The 14,266-nt window shown below is 52.5% G+C and carries 11 protein-coding genes; 2 read left to right on the top strand and 9 right to left on the bottom strand.

Annotation, left to right across the window (positions count from 1 at the left end):
* Positions 1–20: 20 nt before the first annotated feature.
* A complete protein-coding gene (locus tag V3C63_RS11905) occupies positions 21–167 on the top strand; it encodes a rubredoxin (RefSeq protein ID WP_329886264.1) in 147 nt (48 codons plus the stop codon).
* Between the two features lie 187 nt (positions 168–354).
* Here the strand turns inward: V3C63_RS11905 and V3C63_RS02030 are convergent, their stop codons facing one another.
* From V3C63_RS02030 to V3C63_RS02055, 6 genes are all read right to left on the bottom strand, one after another.
* The gene (locus V3C63_RS02030) at positions 355–1,734 is read right to left on the bottom strand and encodes a hypothetical protein (RefSeq protein WP_329886139.1); all 1,380 of its coding nucleotides are present in this window, start codon (positions 1,732–1,734) and stop codon (positions 355–357) included.
* Between the two features lie 467 nt (positions 1,735–2,201).
* On the bottom strand, positions 2,202–3,332 hold the full coding sequence (locus V3C63_RS02035; RefSeq protein WP_329886140.1) for a hypothetical protein: 1,131 nt from the start codon (positions 3,330–3,332) through the stop codon (positions 2,202–2,204).
* Between the two features lie 160 nt (positions 3,333–3,492).
* A complete protein-coding gene (locus V3C63_RS02040; RefSeq protein ID WP_329886141.1) occupies positions 3,493–6,093 on the bottom strand; it encodes a Cna B-type domain-containing protein in 2,601 nt (866 codons plus the stop codon).
* A 66-nt stretch (positions 6,094–6,159) separates the two neighbouring features.
* Positions 6,160–6,435, bottom strand: a complete 276-nt coding sequence (locus V3C63_RS02045; protein ID WP_329886142.1) for an HU family DNA-binding protein — start codon at positions 6,433–6,435, stop codon at positions 6,160–6,162.
* Positions 6,436–6,745: 310 nt separating this feature from the next.
* Complete coding sequence (locus V3C63_RS02050; RefSeq protein ID WP_329886143.1) at positions 6,746–7,600, bottom strand: AP2/ERF family transcription factor; 855 nt, start codon at positions 7,598–7,600, stop codon at positions 6,746–6,748.
* Positions 7,601–7,691: 91 nt separating this feature from the next.
* Positions 7,692–10,769: a Cna B-type domain-containing protein gene (locus tag V3C63_RS02055; protein WP_329886144.1), complete on the bottom strand. Its 3,078-nt coding sequence runs from the start codon at positions 10,767–10,769 to the stop codon at positions 7,692–7,694.
* 297 nt (positions 10,770–11,066) lie between these two features.
* On the opposite strand from V3C63_RS02055, the gene V3C63_RS02060 reads away from it, so the two are divergent.
* Entirely contained in the window at positions 11,067–11,678 is a 612-nt protein-coding gene (locus V3C63_RS02060; protein WP_329886145.1) for a TetR/AcrR family transcriptional regulator, read from the top strand.
* A 300-nt stretch (positions 11,679–11,978) separates the two neighbouring features.
* Here V3C63_RS02060 and V3C63_RS02065 read toward each other — a convergent pair whose 3' ends face one another.
* The 3 genes from V3C63_RS02065 to V3C63_RS02075 form a co-directional block, all read right to left on the bottom strand.
* Entirely contained in the window at positions 11,979–13,421 is a 1,443-nt protein-coding gene (locus V3C63_RS02065) for an ImmA/IrrE family metallo-endopeptidase (RefSeq protein ID WP_329886146.1), read from the bottom strand.
* A gap of 148 nt (positions 13,422–13,569) precedes the next feature.
* The gene (locus V3C63_RS02070; protein ID WP_329886147.1) at positions 13,570–13,884 is read right to left on the bottom strand and encodes a YbjQ family protein; all 315 of its coding nucleotides are present in this window, start codon (positions 13,882–13,884) and stop codon (positions 13,570–13,572) included.
* The gene (locus tag V3C63_RS02075) at positions 13,865–14,104 is read right to left on the bottom strand and encodes a hypothetical protein (RefSeq protein ID WP_329886148.1); all 240 of its coding nucleotides are present in this window, start codon (positions 14,102–14,104) and stop codon (positions 13,865–13,867) included. Before V3C63_RS02075 ends, V3C63_RS02070 begins: the two co-directional genes overlap by 20 nt.
* Positions 14,105–14,266 lie beyond the last annotated feature (162 nt).

Genomic DNA, 14,266 nt, shown 5'->3' on the forward strand with positions numbered 1-14,266 from the left:
CGGACTTCGGCCCGAGCTATGTGTGCAGCGTCTGCGGTTATGTGTATGACCCGGCGAAGGGAGATCCGGAGGGCGGCATCCCCGCCGGCACCCCCTTTGCCGAGCTGCCGGACGATTGGTGCTGCCCGGTGTGCGGCGTGCCCAAATCCAAATTTAATCCGGCCTAAAGGCCAAGGCAAAAAGACAACCCGCGGGTTGTCTTTTTGATTGCCGGCGGCCGGCTGCGTCTCACCGGGATCCCGTGTCGCCGGCCCATTTCCCATCAAAAAAAGGCTGGTGAAATAATTCCCTCGTTATTTCACCAGCCCTTCGGATGAAGCTGCAGCGCATTTAAAAATGAAAGCCGCCCCATGGCTATAGGTTCCCCAGAAAATAACCAAAGATAAAGATGATAACTCCGGCGACTATTTTTCTGGCCATTTTCCCCACGTAGAAATAAAACCTCGGGTTATCGACGAAAGCAAACGGATCGAACGCTTCGAATATTTCCGTTCCGCCTTTATCGTCATCATTCTCAACTTCATCTTTTTCAAACTCTTCATAAAGCTCGTTCAATTTATCTAATTGCAACGTCGACAGCGTTTCACCTCCAAACGGATCGCTGTAATGCTCCTTTGCCTTGTGCGGCGCTGACGCTGGCTCGTCAGCCGGGGCGGCCGGCTGTTCAGGCGCGCGGGCCGGCGATCTTCTGGGCTGCTTACCCGCTCCTGCGAAGAGATCTGTATCGGTGTGTTCGGCCGCGCGGGCCGGCGGTCTTCTGGACTGCTTATCCGCTCTTGCGAACAGATCTGCATCAGCCTGCTCGGGCGCGCGGGCCGGCGGTCTTCTGGGCTGCTTATCCGCTCCTGCGAAGAGATCTGTATCGGCCTGCTCGGGCGCGCGGGCCGGCGGTCTTCTGGGCTGCTTATCCGCTCTTGTGAAAAGATCTGCATCGGTGTGTTCGGCCGCGCGGGCCGGCGACCTTCTGGGCTGCTTATCCGCTCTTGCGAAGAGATTTGCATCGGTGTGTTCAGCCGCGCGGGCCGGCGATCTTCTGGGCTGCTTATCCGCTCCTGCGAAAAGATTTGCATCGGCCTGTTCGGCCGCGCGGGCCGGCGGTCTTCTGGGCTGCTTATCCGCTCTTGCGAACAGATTTGCATCGGTGTGTTCGGCCGCGCGGGCCGGCGGTCTTTTGGGCTGCTTATCCGCTCTTGCGAAAAGATCCGCATCGGTGTGTTCAGCCGCGCGGGCCGGCGATCTTCTGGGCTGCTTATCCGCTCTTGCGAAAAGATCCGCATCGGTGTGTTCGGCCGCGCGGGCCGGCGACCTTTTGGGCAGCCCTCGCCCTCGGGACGGCTGCGGCGATGTGGACCGCCTTGACGCCGGCGCGACCGATTTTCTTCGGCTATTTTCTGCACTTCTTTCAAAAATGTTCGAAGGTTGCTCGTGCTTCGGCGCTGACGTTTTCTGATCCTGCACTTTTTTTAATTTTGTCTGATTTTCCTGGTAACTGCGGTTCCCCTTCGTTTTAAACTTCTCGGCAAACTCCGCATCATCCGCATCAAACATAAACGCGACCCGGCCATTCGGCTCTTCGCTGAACGCCATTCGCACATGATCGCCGCCTATGCTCTCCGCAAAGATATCATTGTGTTCATTGATCTTAATATCAACATAGCCCATGGCCTGCAATGCTGTCTGAGCCGAATAGACCCAAAGCGCATAATCACCCTTCGCGCGTAGCCTCTTAATCATTTTACGCTCCTTATGTCAACGCCTCCATGCCAAAATCGTTTCTTTTCCCCTGCTTCTAATAATAAGTATGTCTGTCTTTTTTCATTCGGGTTCATCCATCATTCACATCCGCCGCTCAGACACGCTGATCCGTCTGGCGCTGTTTTGTTCGTCCTGTGTCTTAAAATTGCATTCCTGTTTTATCATCGCTATCCGGCCTTCAGCCTGATTCTGAATTTATCTTATTAAAAACTTCCCGGACAGATTGATTTCGTCCTGTCCAGGAAGCTGCGCTTTTGTGCCTGTGGCCGATCGGCGATCCTTCTTTGGCGATGCGTTCGATAAACGGCATCCTGATTCGGATGTCTGCGGTCCGGGTGCATTATCTTTGCCCGGCCGCCCGATGACATGGCTTTTCGCCTGGAGCACAGCGGAGACGATCGACGATGCAAGTCTTAAAATTGCAGTCGCGCGATGCCGCCGCCGTCTTATTTCTTGAGGCTGTCGTAATCCACAATGCCGTTAAATGCCGTATTCAGCACCTGCTGCTGCTCGGCGCTCATATTGCCGTTCGACACATTATAAATCATCAGCATATTATATTTGCTGAAAAAGAAATAACCGTTGATCTTGGCATTGCCCCGCGACATAATGAATTGATACGCCTTCCCCGAAGACACCGGGCTTTTAGTTGTCGTCAGCTGAACCGTCATCCCTCTGAAACGGTTTTGCAGTGCGTTCCTAAAATAATTTTCAAAATCCGCATTGGAATAGTTTTGCGTCTGCGAATTAATATAACTTTTTGCGATCAATAAATGCTGAGAAGCCGTCGTCACACCATTGGGGCCGTAAAAGCTCACCGCGCCGGACGATCGGCTGCTGTCAAGACGCCAGCCCGTCGGAATCGGGACCGTAAAGCTTCCCGCCAGAATGCGCTTGGTGGTCGGCGGATTTTCGGTATAACGCTTCGCCTGCTTTTTAGCTTTTTTCGCATCCCAATAGATTTTTGCATTGTAGTAACCGGATAATTCCTCCACCGTTTTTGCAGTCCGATCATTTGAATTGTAGGACGTGACATTGACGGAGCCGATGACATAATTGGTCGTATCGCTTTTCTTGTTGACCAATTTGGTCACGAATTCCGTCCGGCATTGGCTGTAATAGGTATTGTCATATCTTGACAATACCTGAAAACCCTTGCGATAAACGGTATTGCCGTCTTGCGATTTGTTTACCTTTTTGCTGACGGTATCGACGGCCGCGTTTAAGTTGGGGGTTGACAGCGAACCGTATTTTTTCAAATACGCTTTGGAACCGCCCGCATTATTGACCAGGGAGGCGTCAACACTGCGAAGATTGAGCGTAACGCCGTTGCTCGATGCCATCAAATAAGTGTCAGAAGCATATTTGCTGCCCCCCTTGGGAACAAAGGCCTGAATTTTGTTGCCATTTTTAAGCGCGACGGACGATTCTTCCAATCGTTCAAATTTGTCGTAGCCCTTGGCCTCCGTGCCAAAGATCGGCGGCTTCATGCCGCAGCCCGCCAACAGGGCGATCCCCATGCACAAGGTCAACGCTATCAGTACCGCATACTTTTCAACTTTTTTTATACTCATCATTTTCCCTTTCTTTTAGACTGATTGCTCGCCCGGGAACCTCCTCCCCGGAAAACCACCGGGGAAGGAGGCTGCTTTCGCATAAAGCGAGCAATTATAAAGAGGATTTATTTAGAAATACAGCACGGCCACCCATGACCTCGCCGTGATTTCTCTGAAAAGTCTAACGCGTCAGGCAATAACCATTTTGTGCATTGCCCGTTATGCGGTAGCGGGCATCCGCACCTGCCTTGATCGTATAACGCATCCTGGATTTCCCCTGACGGGCCCTTAATCCGGCGAAGACCGTCTGCCAGCGATTGGCCCGAGTCAGGCGGCGAATCGCGATCACCTTCCCATCAGCCATCAGATATATCTTTACGGAACGCCGTTCAATTTTTTCATCGATCTTTGTCACCGAAACGGAAGTTTTTCCCTTCATTGTGTTCGTAATCGTGTAGCCCTTCGACATGGTTCCGGAGATATTATTCGTATAATTTTTTAAAGGCTTTTCTGAAATGGTATAGATAATCCTGTGGCCATCAATGACGCTGTATTTCGGCAGCCCGCGAAATTCCGTGCACCAGTTCGTTTTGGCCGTCAATGTTTTTGCCGCGATGATTTTATTGTCGGCCAGCAATCTCACCGTCGCACTTTTCGCGGCCGGCCCGACCCATTTCTTCTTCACGGGAACGGTTATTTTTTCCCTGCTGACCATGGTGACCGAATAGCCATAGACGGCATTATAGGTTATGATCGGCCGGTGTCCCCGGGCCTTGCTCGCCATGATGGTATAGTTGATGCGATGGCCGTCTTTCTTGGCATACTGAGGCAATTTTTTAAATGTCGTCCGCCAGCGATTCTTTTTGCAAAGCGTTTTTCTGCGCTTCTCTTTGCCGTCTGCGAAAAGACGCACCTTTATTTTCTTTCTGCTGCCGCCCTGGCAAATTTCCGTTACGGGAATGGTCAGCCGCCCCGTAACGGTGTTATTAATGACATAGCCCGTATCCTCGGAGCCGAAAATGGCGACGTTGTAATTTTTAATGGGCTCTTCCTGCACGGTGTATTTAATTTCATGGCCGTCATTGCCGTCATATTTCGGCAGACCCGTAAACGCTGTCCGCCAATGCTCCTTCGCCGTGACGGTTTTCGTCTCCCGCTGTTCGCCGCCGTCCGCAATCAGCCGGATCGTCGCAAAGTCTCCCGTTTTGCCGAACCACTTCACTTTAGCCGGCACGGAGGTCTTCGCGGTATTGATATTTTTAACCGTAAAGCCCTCTGCGGCACTCCCCGATGTCTGAGAAGCAAACCCTGGGGCTTTCGCAATCGGCCGGTATTTTATCTCGCGGCCGTTCTGCGTGTTGTATTTGGGCACCTCGAAGGTATGTTCCCAGTTGGTTCTCTCCGTGAGTGTCGCCGAGGCATAAGATCGGCCGCCCGCCGACAGATGGATGACGACTCTGCCCGCTCTGGGGCCAACACAGGTCGACCTGACCCTAAGGGATCTTTTAATGCGCTTCCCGCCGTAAACCTTCTCTTCGGTTTGTCCGGCCTTAACGTGCAGCGTCGCCGTTTGACGGTTGATTTCATATCCCTTCGGCGGGGCAATTTCCCGAACAACGTAGTCCCCGGCCGTCAATTTGTCGGCGGCGGCCTTCCCGTCGGCCCGCGTCGTCAGGGTCGTCACCTGCTGATCGCCCTGCCGTGTCAATTGGAAGACGGCCCCCTTCAATTTGACGTTTGCGTTTTCGGAATCCGTTTTTTCTAAGCAAATCTGCGCATTTTTTTCGCCCGTTCCGCTGCCGGAAGCCGGCTGATAAACGTTATTGACCTGCGCGCTGATGTCTTCCCCCGACAGTTTGACAGTGCTTTTCACCGGCCGGTCCGTCTGGCCGCCCGTTTGGTAGGTCAGCTGATATGGCGACGCATCCAGGTCCCCCAAATCGCAGGTAAAGCTGGTTTTGTCTCCGCTCAGTCTGACTTTATCGGAAATATTGACGGACTCTGCCCCCTGCGCAGTCTTCCCGTCCTCCGAACAGGCCATTTTTTGCAGCACAAAAGAACGGTCCACGTAATGAACCCCGCGGTTTTGATCTTTGTTCAGCGCGCCGCTGAGCGTCACGTTCTTATTTCCCTGCTTGGCACAATTAAGCCGAACTGCCCACTGGGCCGTATCGCCTTTTGCACAAGCGGCCGACTGAGAAAGCGTTTCCTTCGCATCGACTTCCGTTTTGATCATGCAAAGCGTCATTTCCTTCGAGGTTTGGCCAGTCGCCGCCTTGAAGACATTATTTTTGTCGCATTGAATTTTGTCTGGAATGAAGCTCCCCAGCAGTCGGATCGTGCCCTTCACCTGATAATGACTTTCAACATAATTTGTAAAAGTGATCTTGACGGTTCCGCCGCCGTCCCTCCCCGGCGTCACGGCCGCATCGGCCACCGCCGTTGTGCCATCGGCGGCGTAGAGTTTGAAATGCGTCGCAGCCGCATTGTCCTGAAACCGAATCTGATCCGGCAGCGCGATGGTAAACGCGTCTCCGGCTTTTAACGTATTGCCGTACCGGCTGGCATCCCAGCCGATTTCCAAATAGTAAGGCTTTGAATCGCTTCCCTGCGATACCGCCGATTGATCCTGATTTAAAAATTTAAGATCCGTGACGGCGACATCTGTTTTTTCCGGCGCATCAGCAGCTCTAACCGTTGTTTTCAGTAATCCAAAACTCAAAAATATCAGAAAAGCAAGTCCGATGATGATCATCCGCTTTTCGGTTTCTGATCGTCTCATAAATTCATCCCTTCTGCCAAACAACACGCCGTCCAAATGACAACCGCACATTTTCCCACACCGCTTTTATTTTTTCAACGCTTTTTTTAAAGCCCTGCCGGCCCTAAACCGCGGGGAATAGCAGGCCGCGATATCAATCGGCTCGCCGGTCCTGGGGTTGCTCCCGGGTCTTCCCCGCCGGTAATAACAATCGAAGGTGCCGAAGTTCATCAATGAAACTTTTTCGCCTTCTTTGACCGTTTCCATAATGATCTTAATCAGAGCATCCAATTCTTTCCTGGTATCTTTTTTAGATAACCCCGCTTTTTTTGCCATCGCGCTGACAAATTCTGATTTCTTCACTTTTATGCTCTCCATTCGTGAGTCACTGATGCCGTTATTCCTGCACTTTTCAATCCGATTCTTATTTTGAGATTTTTAGTAATTTTTTTTAGTATATCATAAAGATTTCTTTAATTTAACAATGTACAAATATTTACTCTTTAAATCGTGAAAAATTCCCCGTCCTTTTCCGTTCGATCCATTGGCAGCGGCTGTCGCCGACCGATTCTTAAACTTTTATCTTTCGATCTTACAGCGCTTGGGTTTCAATTGTTCATATCGGTCACGCTTGCGCGCGCACGAATCCGGCCGCCGCTTCTTCTTTCAAATTTCACTCGGAGTTCTTCGGCGCATTCCGATGGTAATACGCTTCCAAAAAGGGCTGATGGTAGCTTTCCTCTCCGCGTTTTCGCGCGGCGGCGGCCTCTTCAAGGTTATCGTAGGTGCCGAGGTAATGGGTCTTTCCCTGGAATGTAATTTTCGCGCAATACCTGCCGTTTTTCTTGCGATAAACCCCCGTGTGACCGGTGGTATTGTCACTTCTGATTTTGCGGATCAGCGCTTCAACGCAGGTATTGTCTATAAAATGCAGCCGGTCGTGCACGCTTTCGCGAATCTGCTGCCGGATGTGTCCGCAGCTGATCGTGCGCCCGTGAACCAGGGCATTCTCCGACACCTCACATTCCTTTCCGCAGCTGCAGCGGCACCGCCAATAAATGGATCCGGTTCTGGTGCGCCGGCTGGTCGGCGCCAAAGCGGTCAACTCGCCAAACTGACGCCCCGTTAAATCCCTCTTCCACACTTTTTTTCTTTTCTTTCGGCTGCAGCCGCAGTGCGTCGTGAACCCCCGCACCAGATTTCGTTCGGAGGTCTCGAAATGGGTCCCGCAGTCGCAGACGCAGTGCCACATCACCGAGCCGTTCAGCCGTTTGTCCGTCGGCGCCAGCGCAACCACCTTTCCAAAGCGTCTGCCCGTCAGATCCACGTGCTGACGGCGAAGCCTTTCGCCAAGGCAGCCGCAGCTCTTCGTCCGTCCGGACGTCAGATTGGACTGATAAACCTCCGTGATCCGGCCGCAATCGCAGCGGCACCGCCATTTGCGGCGGCCCCTTTCGTCCCGAAGGGGCGCCATGACGGTCAACTGCCCAAAGCGGTCGCCGGGCGCAATTTTTTTTCGCTTTGCCACCTGATTCATCCCTTTCACAAATAAAAGGGCAAGCCATCACTCGGCCTGCCCCTTTTGTTTGATTACGCGTCCGTCATTTTACAGAGCCCGTTTACTGAATCACACGACGTTTCATCCCCAAAGCAAGCAAACCGGCGATGGATGCGATGACCCCGCTCAGGTAAAGCGCCGTTCGGCTATGATCCTTTGTTCGAGGTGCGATGGCTTTTGGTGTGTGCGAATTGGTGATGACGATATTCCCATGATCCTGATCGTTGACGGTTGCCGAATAGCCTGCGCGGACGCCCGTTTCTTTAACGGTGTATCGAATGGTTTGCCCGTTCTTTTTCTGCGGCAGATTCGCCCAGGTCTTGGTCCATTTGTTTTCCGCGCTCAGCTTGACAGCATCGCCGACTTTTTCGCCGTTCGCATAAAGCTGAACCTGAATGTGCGTCGGTCTGATCTTGTCCTTGTTGTCGCTGTCGTTCCAGTGCTTGGTCACGGTCACGCTGGTCTTTTTCGGCGTGTAGCTGTTCACAATGTCATAGCCGGCAATGCTGGTGCTGTAATTCTTTACCGCATCTTCTGTCACGGTATAAATGATTTTCTTTCCGGCGTTATATTCCGGCAGATTCGTAAAACGATATTGCCAGTTATCGGCCGCCGTCACGGTTTTTTCATCCACTTTTTTGCCGTTTGCCAGCAAATTCACGGTGACGCTCTTCGGCCGTTTGCCATCCTGGTCGCCCGCGTCGTTCCAGGTTTTGGTCCCGGATACCGACGTTACCGACGGTGTGTGGCTGTTGGTAATCCGGATATCCCCGATGTTTTGATCGTCAATCGCCGTGGTGTAGCCGCTGACGGTCCCCACTTCCTTCACCGTGTACTGAATGGTTTTGCCCGCCGCCTTTTCCGGCAGGTTGTTCCAGGTGGTCGTCCATTTATTGCCGCTGTTCAGTTCGACTTCGTCGCCGGATTTCTGACCGTTGGCATAGAGCTGAACTTTAACGCTGTTCGGCCGTTTGCCGTCCTGATCATTGGCGTCGTTCCAGTTTTTCGTAACGGTCACGCTGGTTTTCTTCGGCGTGTAGCTGTTCTTAATGTTGCAGCCGCATACTTTTGTATTGTATTCGCTCACCGAATTTTCGGTCACCGTGTAAGTGATTTTCCGACCGTTTTGATATTTGGGCAGATCCTTAAAGTCATATTTCCAACCGTTATCTGCGGTCACTTCTTTCTCGGCCACTTTGTTTCCGTCGGCCAGCAGGTTCACGATGATGCTGCTCGGCCGCTTGCCGTCCTGATTGTTGGCATCGTCCCAGGTTTTCTTTCCGGAAATCGTTGTTTTCTCCGGCGTGTGTTTATTGCAGATAATAATGCTGCCGTTACTGCTGTCTTTGCCCGTGGCGGTGGTATAGCCATTGACGGTGCCGACTTCCTTCACCGTATATTCGATGGTTTTTCCCGCCGCCTTTTCCGGCAGGCTGCCCCAGGTGGTCGTCCAGTTATTGCTGCTGTTCAGCTCGACTTCATCGCCGGATTTCTGGCCGTCGGCATAGAGCTGAACTTTAACGCTGTTCGGCCGGATGCCGTCCTGATTGCCGGCGTCGTCCCATCTTTTCGTGACGGTCACGCTGGTCTTGCTCGGCGTATAGCTGTTGGTAATGTCATAGCCGCTTATTTTTGTGTTGTATTCGCTCACCGAATTTTCGGTCACAGTATAAACGATTTTCTTTTCGCCGTTATATTCCGGCAAATCAGTAAAGCGGTACTTCCATTGATCGGCGGCCGTCACTTTTTTCGACATCACTTTTTTGCCGTCGGCCAGCAGATTCACGGTGATGCTGCTCGGCCGCTTGCCATCCTGATCGCCGGCGTCGTTCCAGGTTTTTTCACCGCTGATCTCTATGTTTTTTTTCTTATCGGTGATGGTTTGCAGCGCGCCGCCGGTTGGCGTGACCTTCAAGGTAAATTCCTGGCTATTCAATTTATATCCAACAGGGGGCGTCTTTTCTTTTACTTTGTAACTGCCCTGTTTCAAAACGCCGGAAGTCACCGTTCCGTCGGCGCCCGTTGTCAGTTCAAAAGTAGAACCGTCCGGTGCCGTTACAGTAAATACGGCATTTGCAAGCAGAATACTACTATTATCCGCATCAACCTTTTTCAGCTTGATCTTGCTGGCAAGATCGCCGCTGCCCGTCCCGCCGGAGTCAGCCGACTGATAAGTAGTCGCAGCCGCAGCATTCTTTTCGGTAGAAGTAAGACTTGCACTATTTTTGAGCTTTGTCCCCGGTGTATAGGTCGAATTGTATTCAAGATAATATTGCTGGGCACCTATATTCCCTAACTTCAATTCGAATGTTTTATTGCCCTCACCAAACGTCAGTTTATTTCCAATTTCAACATCCTGTTCTCTGGAGAGAATATTTCCGTACTCGTCAAATGAAACTTTTACAAGCTTAAAGCTTTCCGGAATAAAGGCTTCTCCTGAATTCCCCATCGTATCTGTTATAACAACATTATTCAGATCCGCCTTGGTGTGATTAATGCGTACATGCCAAACGGCCTGATTCGCATTATTTTCATTGCTGCCGCCCCACTTGCTTAGATATTCATCTTTTAATTCTTTAGGACCTTTTATGATCACCCCATCATCAACCGACTGCGATTGACCTGATACTTCTGAATTAACTTTAATACTAAATGTGTTTTCCTTATCATAGTTCACTTTATCTTTTACAAATTTGGCAGCTAAGTACATTGTCCCTTTAACATTGTATTTGTTTTCTACCGCTTTTGTGAATGTAACGTGAATTTTGCCGCCCTTATCCTCCGGCCCCGGTGTGACATGTGCCTTTGCAACCACCGTGCCGTCGGTGTCTTTAAGGTCAAAATCTCTTGCTGCAGTGTCTGATGGAAATTTCATATTATTCGGAAGCGTGACATCAAAATAATCACCTTCATGCAAATCTGTACCAAGATGCGTTGCGTCCCAATTCATCATCAGCAAAAATCTGTCGGTATAATAAATTTCTGTGGCAGTCGTATGATCAAGATTCTGAATCTCAAATTTCGTAATTTTAACATTGACGGGTTTAGCCTCTGCAAAAACCGTTGCCGCCCCTCCTGCCAATAACCCAAAAGCCATAATAACGAACAATAGAATACTTGTGCGCTTTAGATATTTCACTTTCTGCTCCTTTCTTCAATACACACTACGATCACTACAATTTTCTTTAAATCCGCTGCTTGATCTACATTAAAAATATCTTCATCATATCTTCATCAATTTTTCTTCTTTTACTTTTTTCCTTATCACCTATTATTCTTTATTGTTTCTAAAATATTTAATTTCTATTAAATCATCTTAGGGCTTGTTGAACAACCCAAATAACTTGACAGCGTGTAAAGTTTTTTAACTTGTTCGATGGCTCTATCTGCATTATATTTTAATAAATCGTTTAATTGCAGGGAGGAGTTGGACAATGTGCCGAAAAACACACGTGAAAACATCCTCAATGCATTTTTAAATTTAGCCATGGAGCATCCTAAAAAAACAAATTTTACAATGCGCGAAATCGCAAAACGGGCCCACGTTTCCCGGCAGGCCATCTATCAAAAGCATTTCAAAAATCCCCGTGAAATTGTTCTCTATTTGCGGCAGCTGATTGACGCCGACCTCCATCAGGCCTATAAGGAATATCATTCGGCGCAGCAGACCATGAATCCTTTCGTCCTTGTCGCCAACACCATCATTCCTGTTTTTTATAAAAAGCGAAAGTTAGTCCGCTGTTTTTATATCACGTCCATCGATCCGACATGGGAAAGTTTTATGGTGGATGTCTGTTTGGAATGGGCACTGCCGCGGGTTGCCACGAGGAGCGAGGCCTTTAATCTTTCCGATGAGGATTTGCTGAAACTCCTCGCCAATTCGATCATGTCCATCATCAAAATCTGGATCAGCGGTGAAAACCCCGCGCCGCCCGAGGTTTTTAAAGACGATTTTTTAAAGCTGGTTCGAACGCCTCTGTTTGACTATCTGGCCATGGATCCGGCTCGCTTGACCGGCACGCATCCCCTGCCGAGCCGGCGCACCTAAAGCCAACCCGGCCCGAGGCCAAACAAAAAAAGACAACCGAGAAAAGCATCTCGGTTGTCTTTTTGATTGGGCGATACCTGTAGCCCGGACGGGGCGTCATGCAAACGCGTCCTGCCTATTTGATGATAAGCCACCTTCAGTCAATTGAGCGGCGTCTTAGCCTTGCGCGCTTGGGAGCGCTCCTCAGCGGTCTTCTAACGGTTTTCCGAAAAAAACGAAGGGCGACCGTCCCTTCGCGCCCGCCCTCGCAAAAATGAAGCGCGGACGACGGCGAAAAAAACGGGCAGACGGCCCCACCCTTCACGCGCTTTCCCGGAAGGGTTTAAGTCCCGCCGCTTTTAAAATCGCGTTGCAGTCGGCCACGGAAAGCCCGGAAAACTCAAAGAGAAAATCGTGATACCAGCCCTCCAGCGGATCCTCCGCCATCAGGTGTACCCCGCAGGCCGATAAAAACGGCGTCACCAGCCGCCTCGGCAGGCGCAGCCCGATGGCCAGCTTCACCGCCACCTCTGAGCCCACCCGCATGCGCCCGCGCCGGCGCATTTTTTTCTCGTTGCACAGCTGGTGGATATAATCCGCCGAGACCCAGGAGGCCTCGGCCAGCTCCCCGTCGTTCATCTCCCGCCAGGCCATCAGCCGGGGCAGCACATCCCAGATATAGCCGGAAAGCGTCCCGGCCAGGCGCGCGATCTCCCGGCGGTCTTTCGCGATGGCCGCCGTCTGTCCGCTCACCGGTTTGCCGTCATAGCTGAAGCGCACGGTCACCGGATAGGAATGGCGGCGGCAGCGCAGCCCGCATCGACCAAGCGCAGGCTTCACCCGCCGGGATAGCCCCGCCACCCCGAGCATCGCCAGCCGCGCGAGCACATCCCGGGGATCTGCCCCGTAATGGGCGGCCAGCTCCGGCAGCAGGCAGCCGATCATCTGGCGGCGCCCCAGCGGTACACCCGGCGCCCGGGCTTTTCGCCTGGCATAAAGGGCCCGGGAGCGCGCATTTATCTGCGCCGCCAGGTCATCCCGGGGCATCAGCGCGGCCAGAGCAATGCCCTCCGCCTGGAACTCCGCCGCGTCCATCGGTGCCGCCCGCCGGCGAAAGCGCGATGCGGCCTCATATCCCTGATCCCGGGCGAGACAGGCCGCCGCCTGATGATAATGCCAGTGCACCCATTCGTGCAGCACCGTCACCCGTCGGCTCGCCGCCGACGCCCGGGGATCCACCACCAGCGTGCCCGCCGGCAACGTGCGGCCTCCCAACGCGCAGGGCAGGAGGGCGATCATGCCCAGCACCCGGCCGTCCCCCGGCAGGGGCACTTGAACGCAGCGAAGCGCCTCACCTGCGAGCATCCCCGCCGGGTGTGCCGGCGGCCGGCGCATCCCCCGGCAAAGTCTGGCCGAAAGGGCCCGGCCCTCCGCCTCGATTTCCGCCGGGGAAAGCCGGGGCAGCAGCTCGTCTGAAAGATGCCCCAGGCGCCAGGGCAGGGCTTCGCCCGGGCGCACCGCGATCTGGTCCGCATCGGCGAAATGGCAGCGGATATCCCCGCAGAAACTCACAATGTAGCGCCCCGCCCGCACCCGCACCCGCAGATCCACCAGCATCCGCGCACCGGCGGCGCAGGCCTTCGCCTTTTCGATGGCAAAGGGGCCCGGCGCGACCGACGCCATCGCTTGGGCGACCAGCGGTTCAAAATGCGTCCGGGCATAGTGCGTGAACGACGGCGTCCCGCCCGGTCGATCGGCAGCCATTGACCCACTCTCCTTTCTTTTTATGGATATTTATAGATTTATTATTCTATATTTTATCATTTTATGGATTATCGTGCGGGATTTTTTTACGATTTCGGAAAAAAAGCATTAAAAAAACACCCCGAAGGGTGTTGATGTGCGTCCGCACTTATCCGGCAAAGCGGACTGCCGTGCCGTAGGCAATGACTTCCGCCGCGCCCTGCATCACCGCCGACGAGGCATAGCGCACATTAACAATGGCATCCGCCCCCAGGGCTTCCGCCTCGGCCACCATGCGCTTGGTCGCCAGCGCCCGGGCTTCGTCCATCATCTTGGTGTAGGCCTTGAGCTCTCCGCCGACGATGGTTTTAAGACCTTGGGAAATATCCCGGCCGATGTTCTTCGACTGGATCGTGCTCCCCTTCACCATGCCGAGCATGGCCAAATCTTTTCCCGTAATGTAATCAGTAGTGACTAAGATCATCTTCTTCGCCTCCTTGAATCTCGCGGATCCGCGACACGCAGACGCCGATCAGGGCGATAGCCAGCCCCAGGGGAAACACCCCCAGCAAAACCTTCGGCCAGAAGCCCGGCACCCAGGTCACCAGCAATGCGAAATATAAAATAAAATACGCCACAAAAATCGCCGTGATCACAATGGGTGCGATCATCTTGCGGCGGTGCACGCGCCGTTTATCCATCATGGCAGCCTCCTTATGCCGCGAAGCAGCTTATGCATTAGCATAACAAGCGTTTCTTAAAAATTTTTAAAGCTTTAAACCGCTGCCCCCCTGCTGCCCGCCATAAAAAAAGACGCTCCGAAGAGCGCCAAAGCGACTGCCGCGACAGCACGGCAAACAGTAACA

It is taken from the genome of Pseudoramibacter faecis (assembly GCF_036289405.1).
Lineage (GTDB): Bacteria > Bacillota > Clostridia > Eubacteriales > Eubacteriaceae > Pseudoramibacter > Pseudoramibacter faecis.

What these genes read in the sequence shown, in the direction of transcription:
- V3C63_RS02035 (WP_329886140.1), bottom strand. Translation starts at nt 3,332, where the DNA reads ATGATGAGTATAAAAAAAGTTGAAAAGTATGCGGTACTGATAGCGTTG.
- V3C63_RS02065 (WP_329886146.1), bottom strand. Translation starts at nt 13,421, where the DNA reads ATGGCTGCCGATCGACCGGGCGGGACGCCGTCGTTCACGCACTATGCC.
- V3C63_RS02070 (WP_329886147.1), bottom strand. Translation starts at nt 13,884, where the DNA reads ATGATCTTAGTCACTACTGATTACATTACGGGAAAAGATTTGGCCATG.
- V3C63_RS02030 (WP_329886139.1), bottom strand. Translation starts at nt 1,734, where the DNA reads ATGATTAAGAGGCTACGCGCGAAGGGTGATTATGCGCTTTGGGTCTAT.
- V3C63_RS02075 (WP_329886148.1), bottom strand. Translation starts at nt 14,104, where the DNA reads ATGATGGATAAACGGCGCGTGCACCGCCGCAAGATGATCGCACCCATT.
- V3C63_RS02040 (WP_329886141.1), bottom strand. Translation starts at nt 6,093, where the DNA reads ATGAGACGATCAGAAACCGAAAAGCGGATGATCATCATCGGACTTGCT.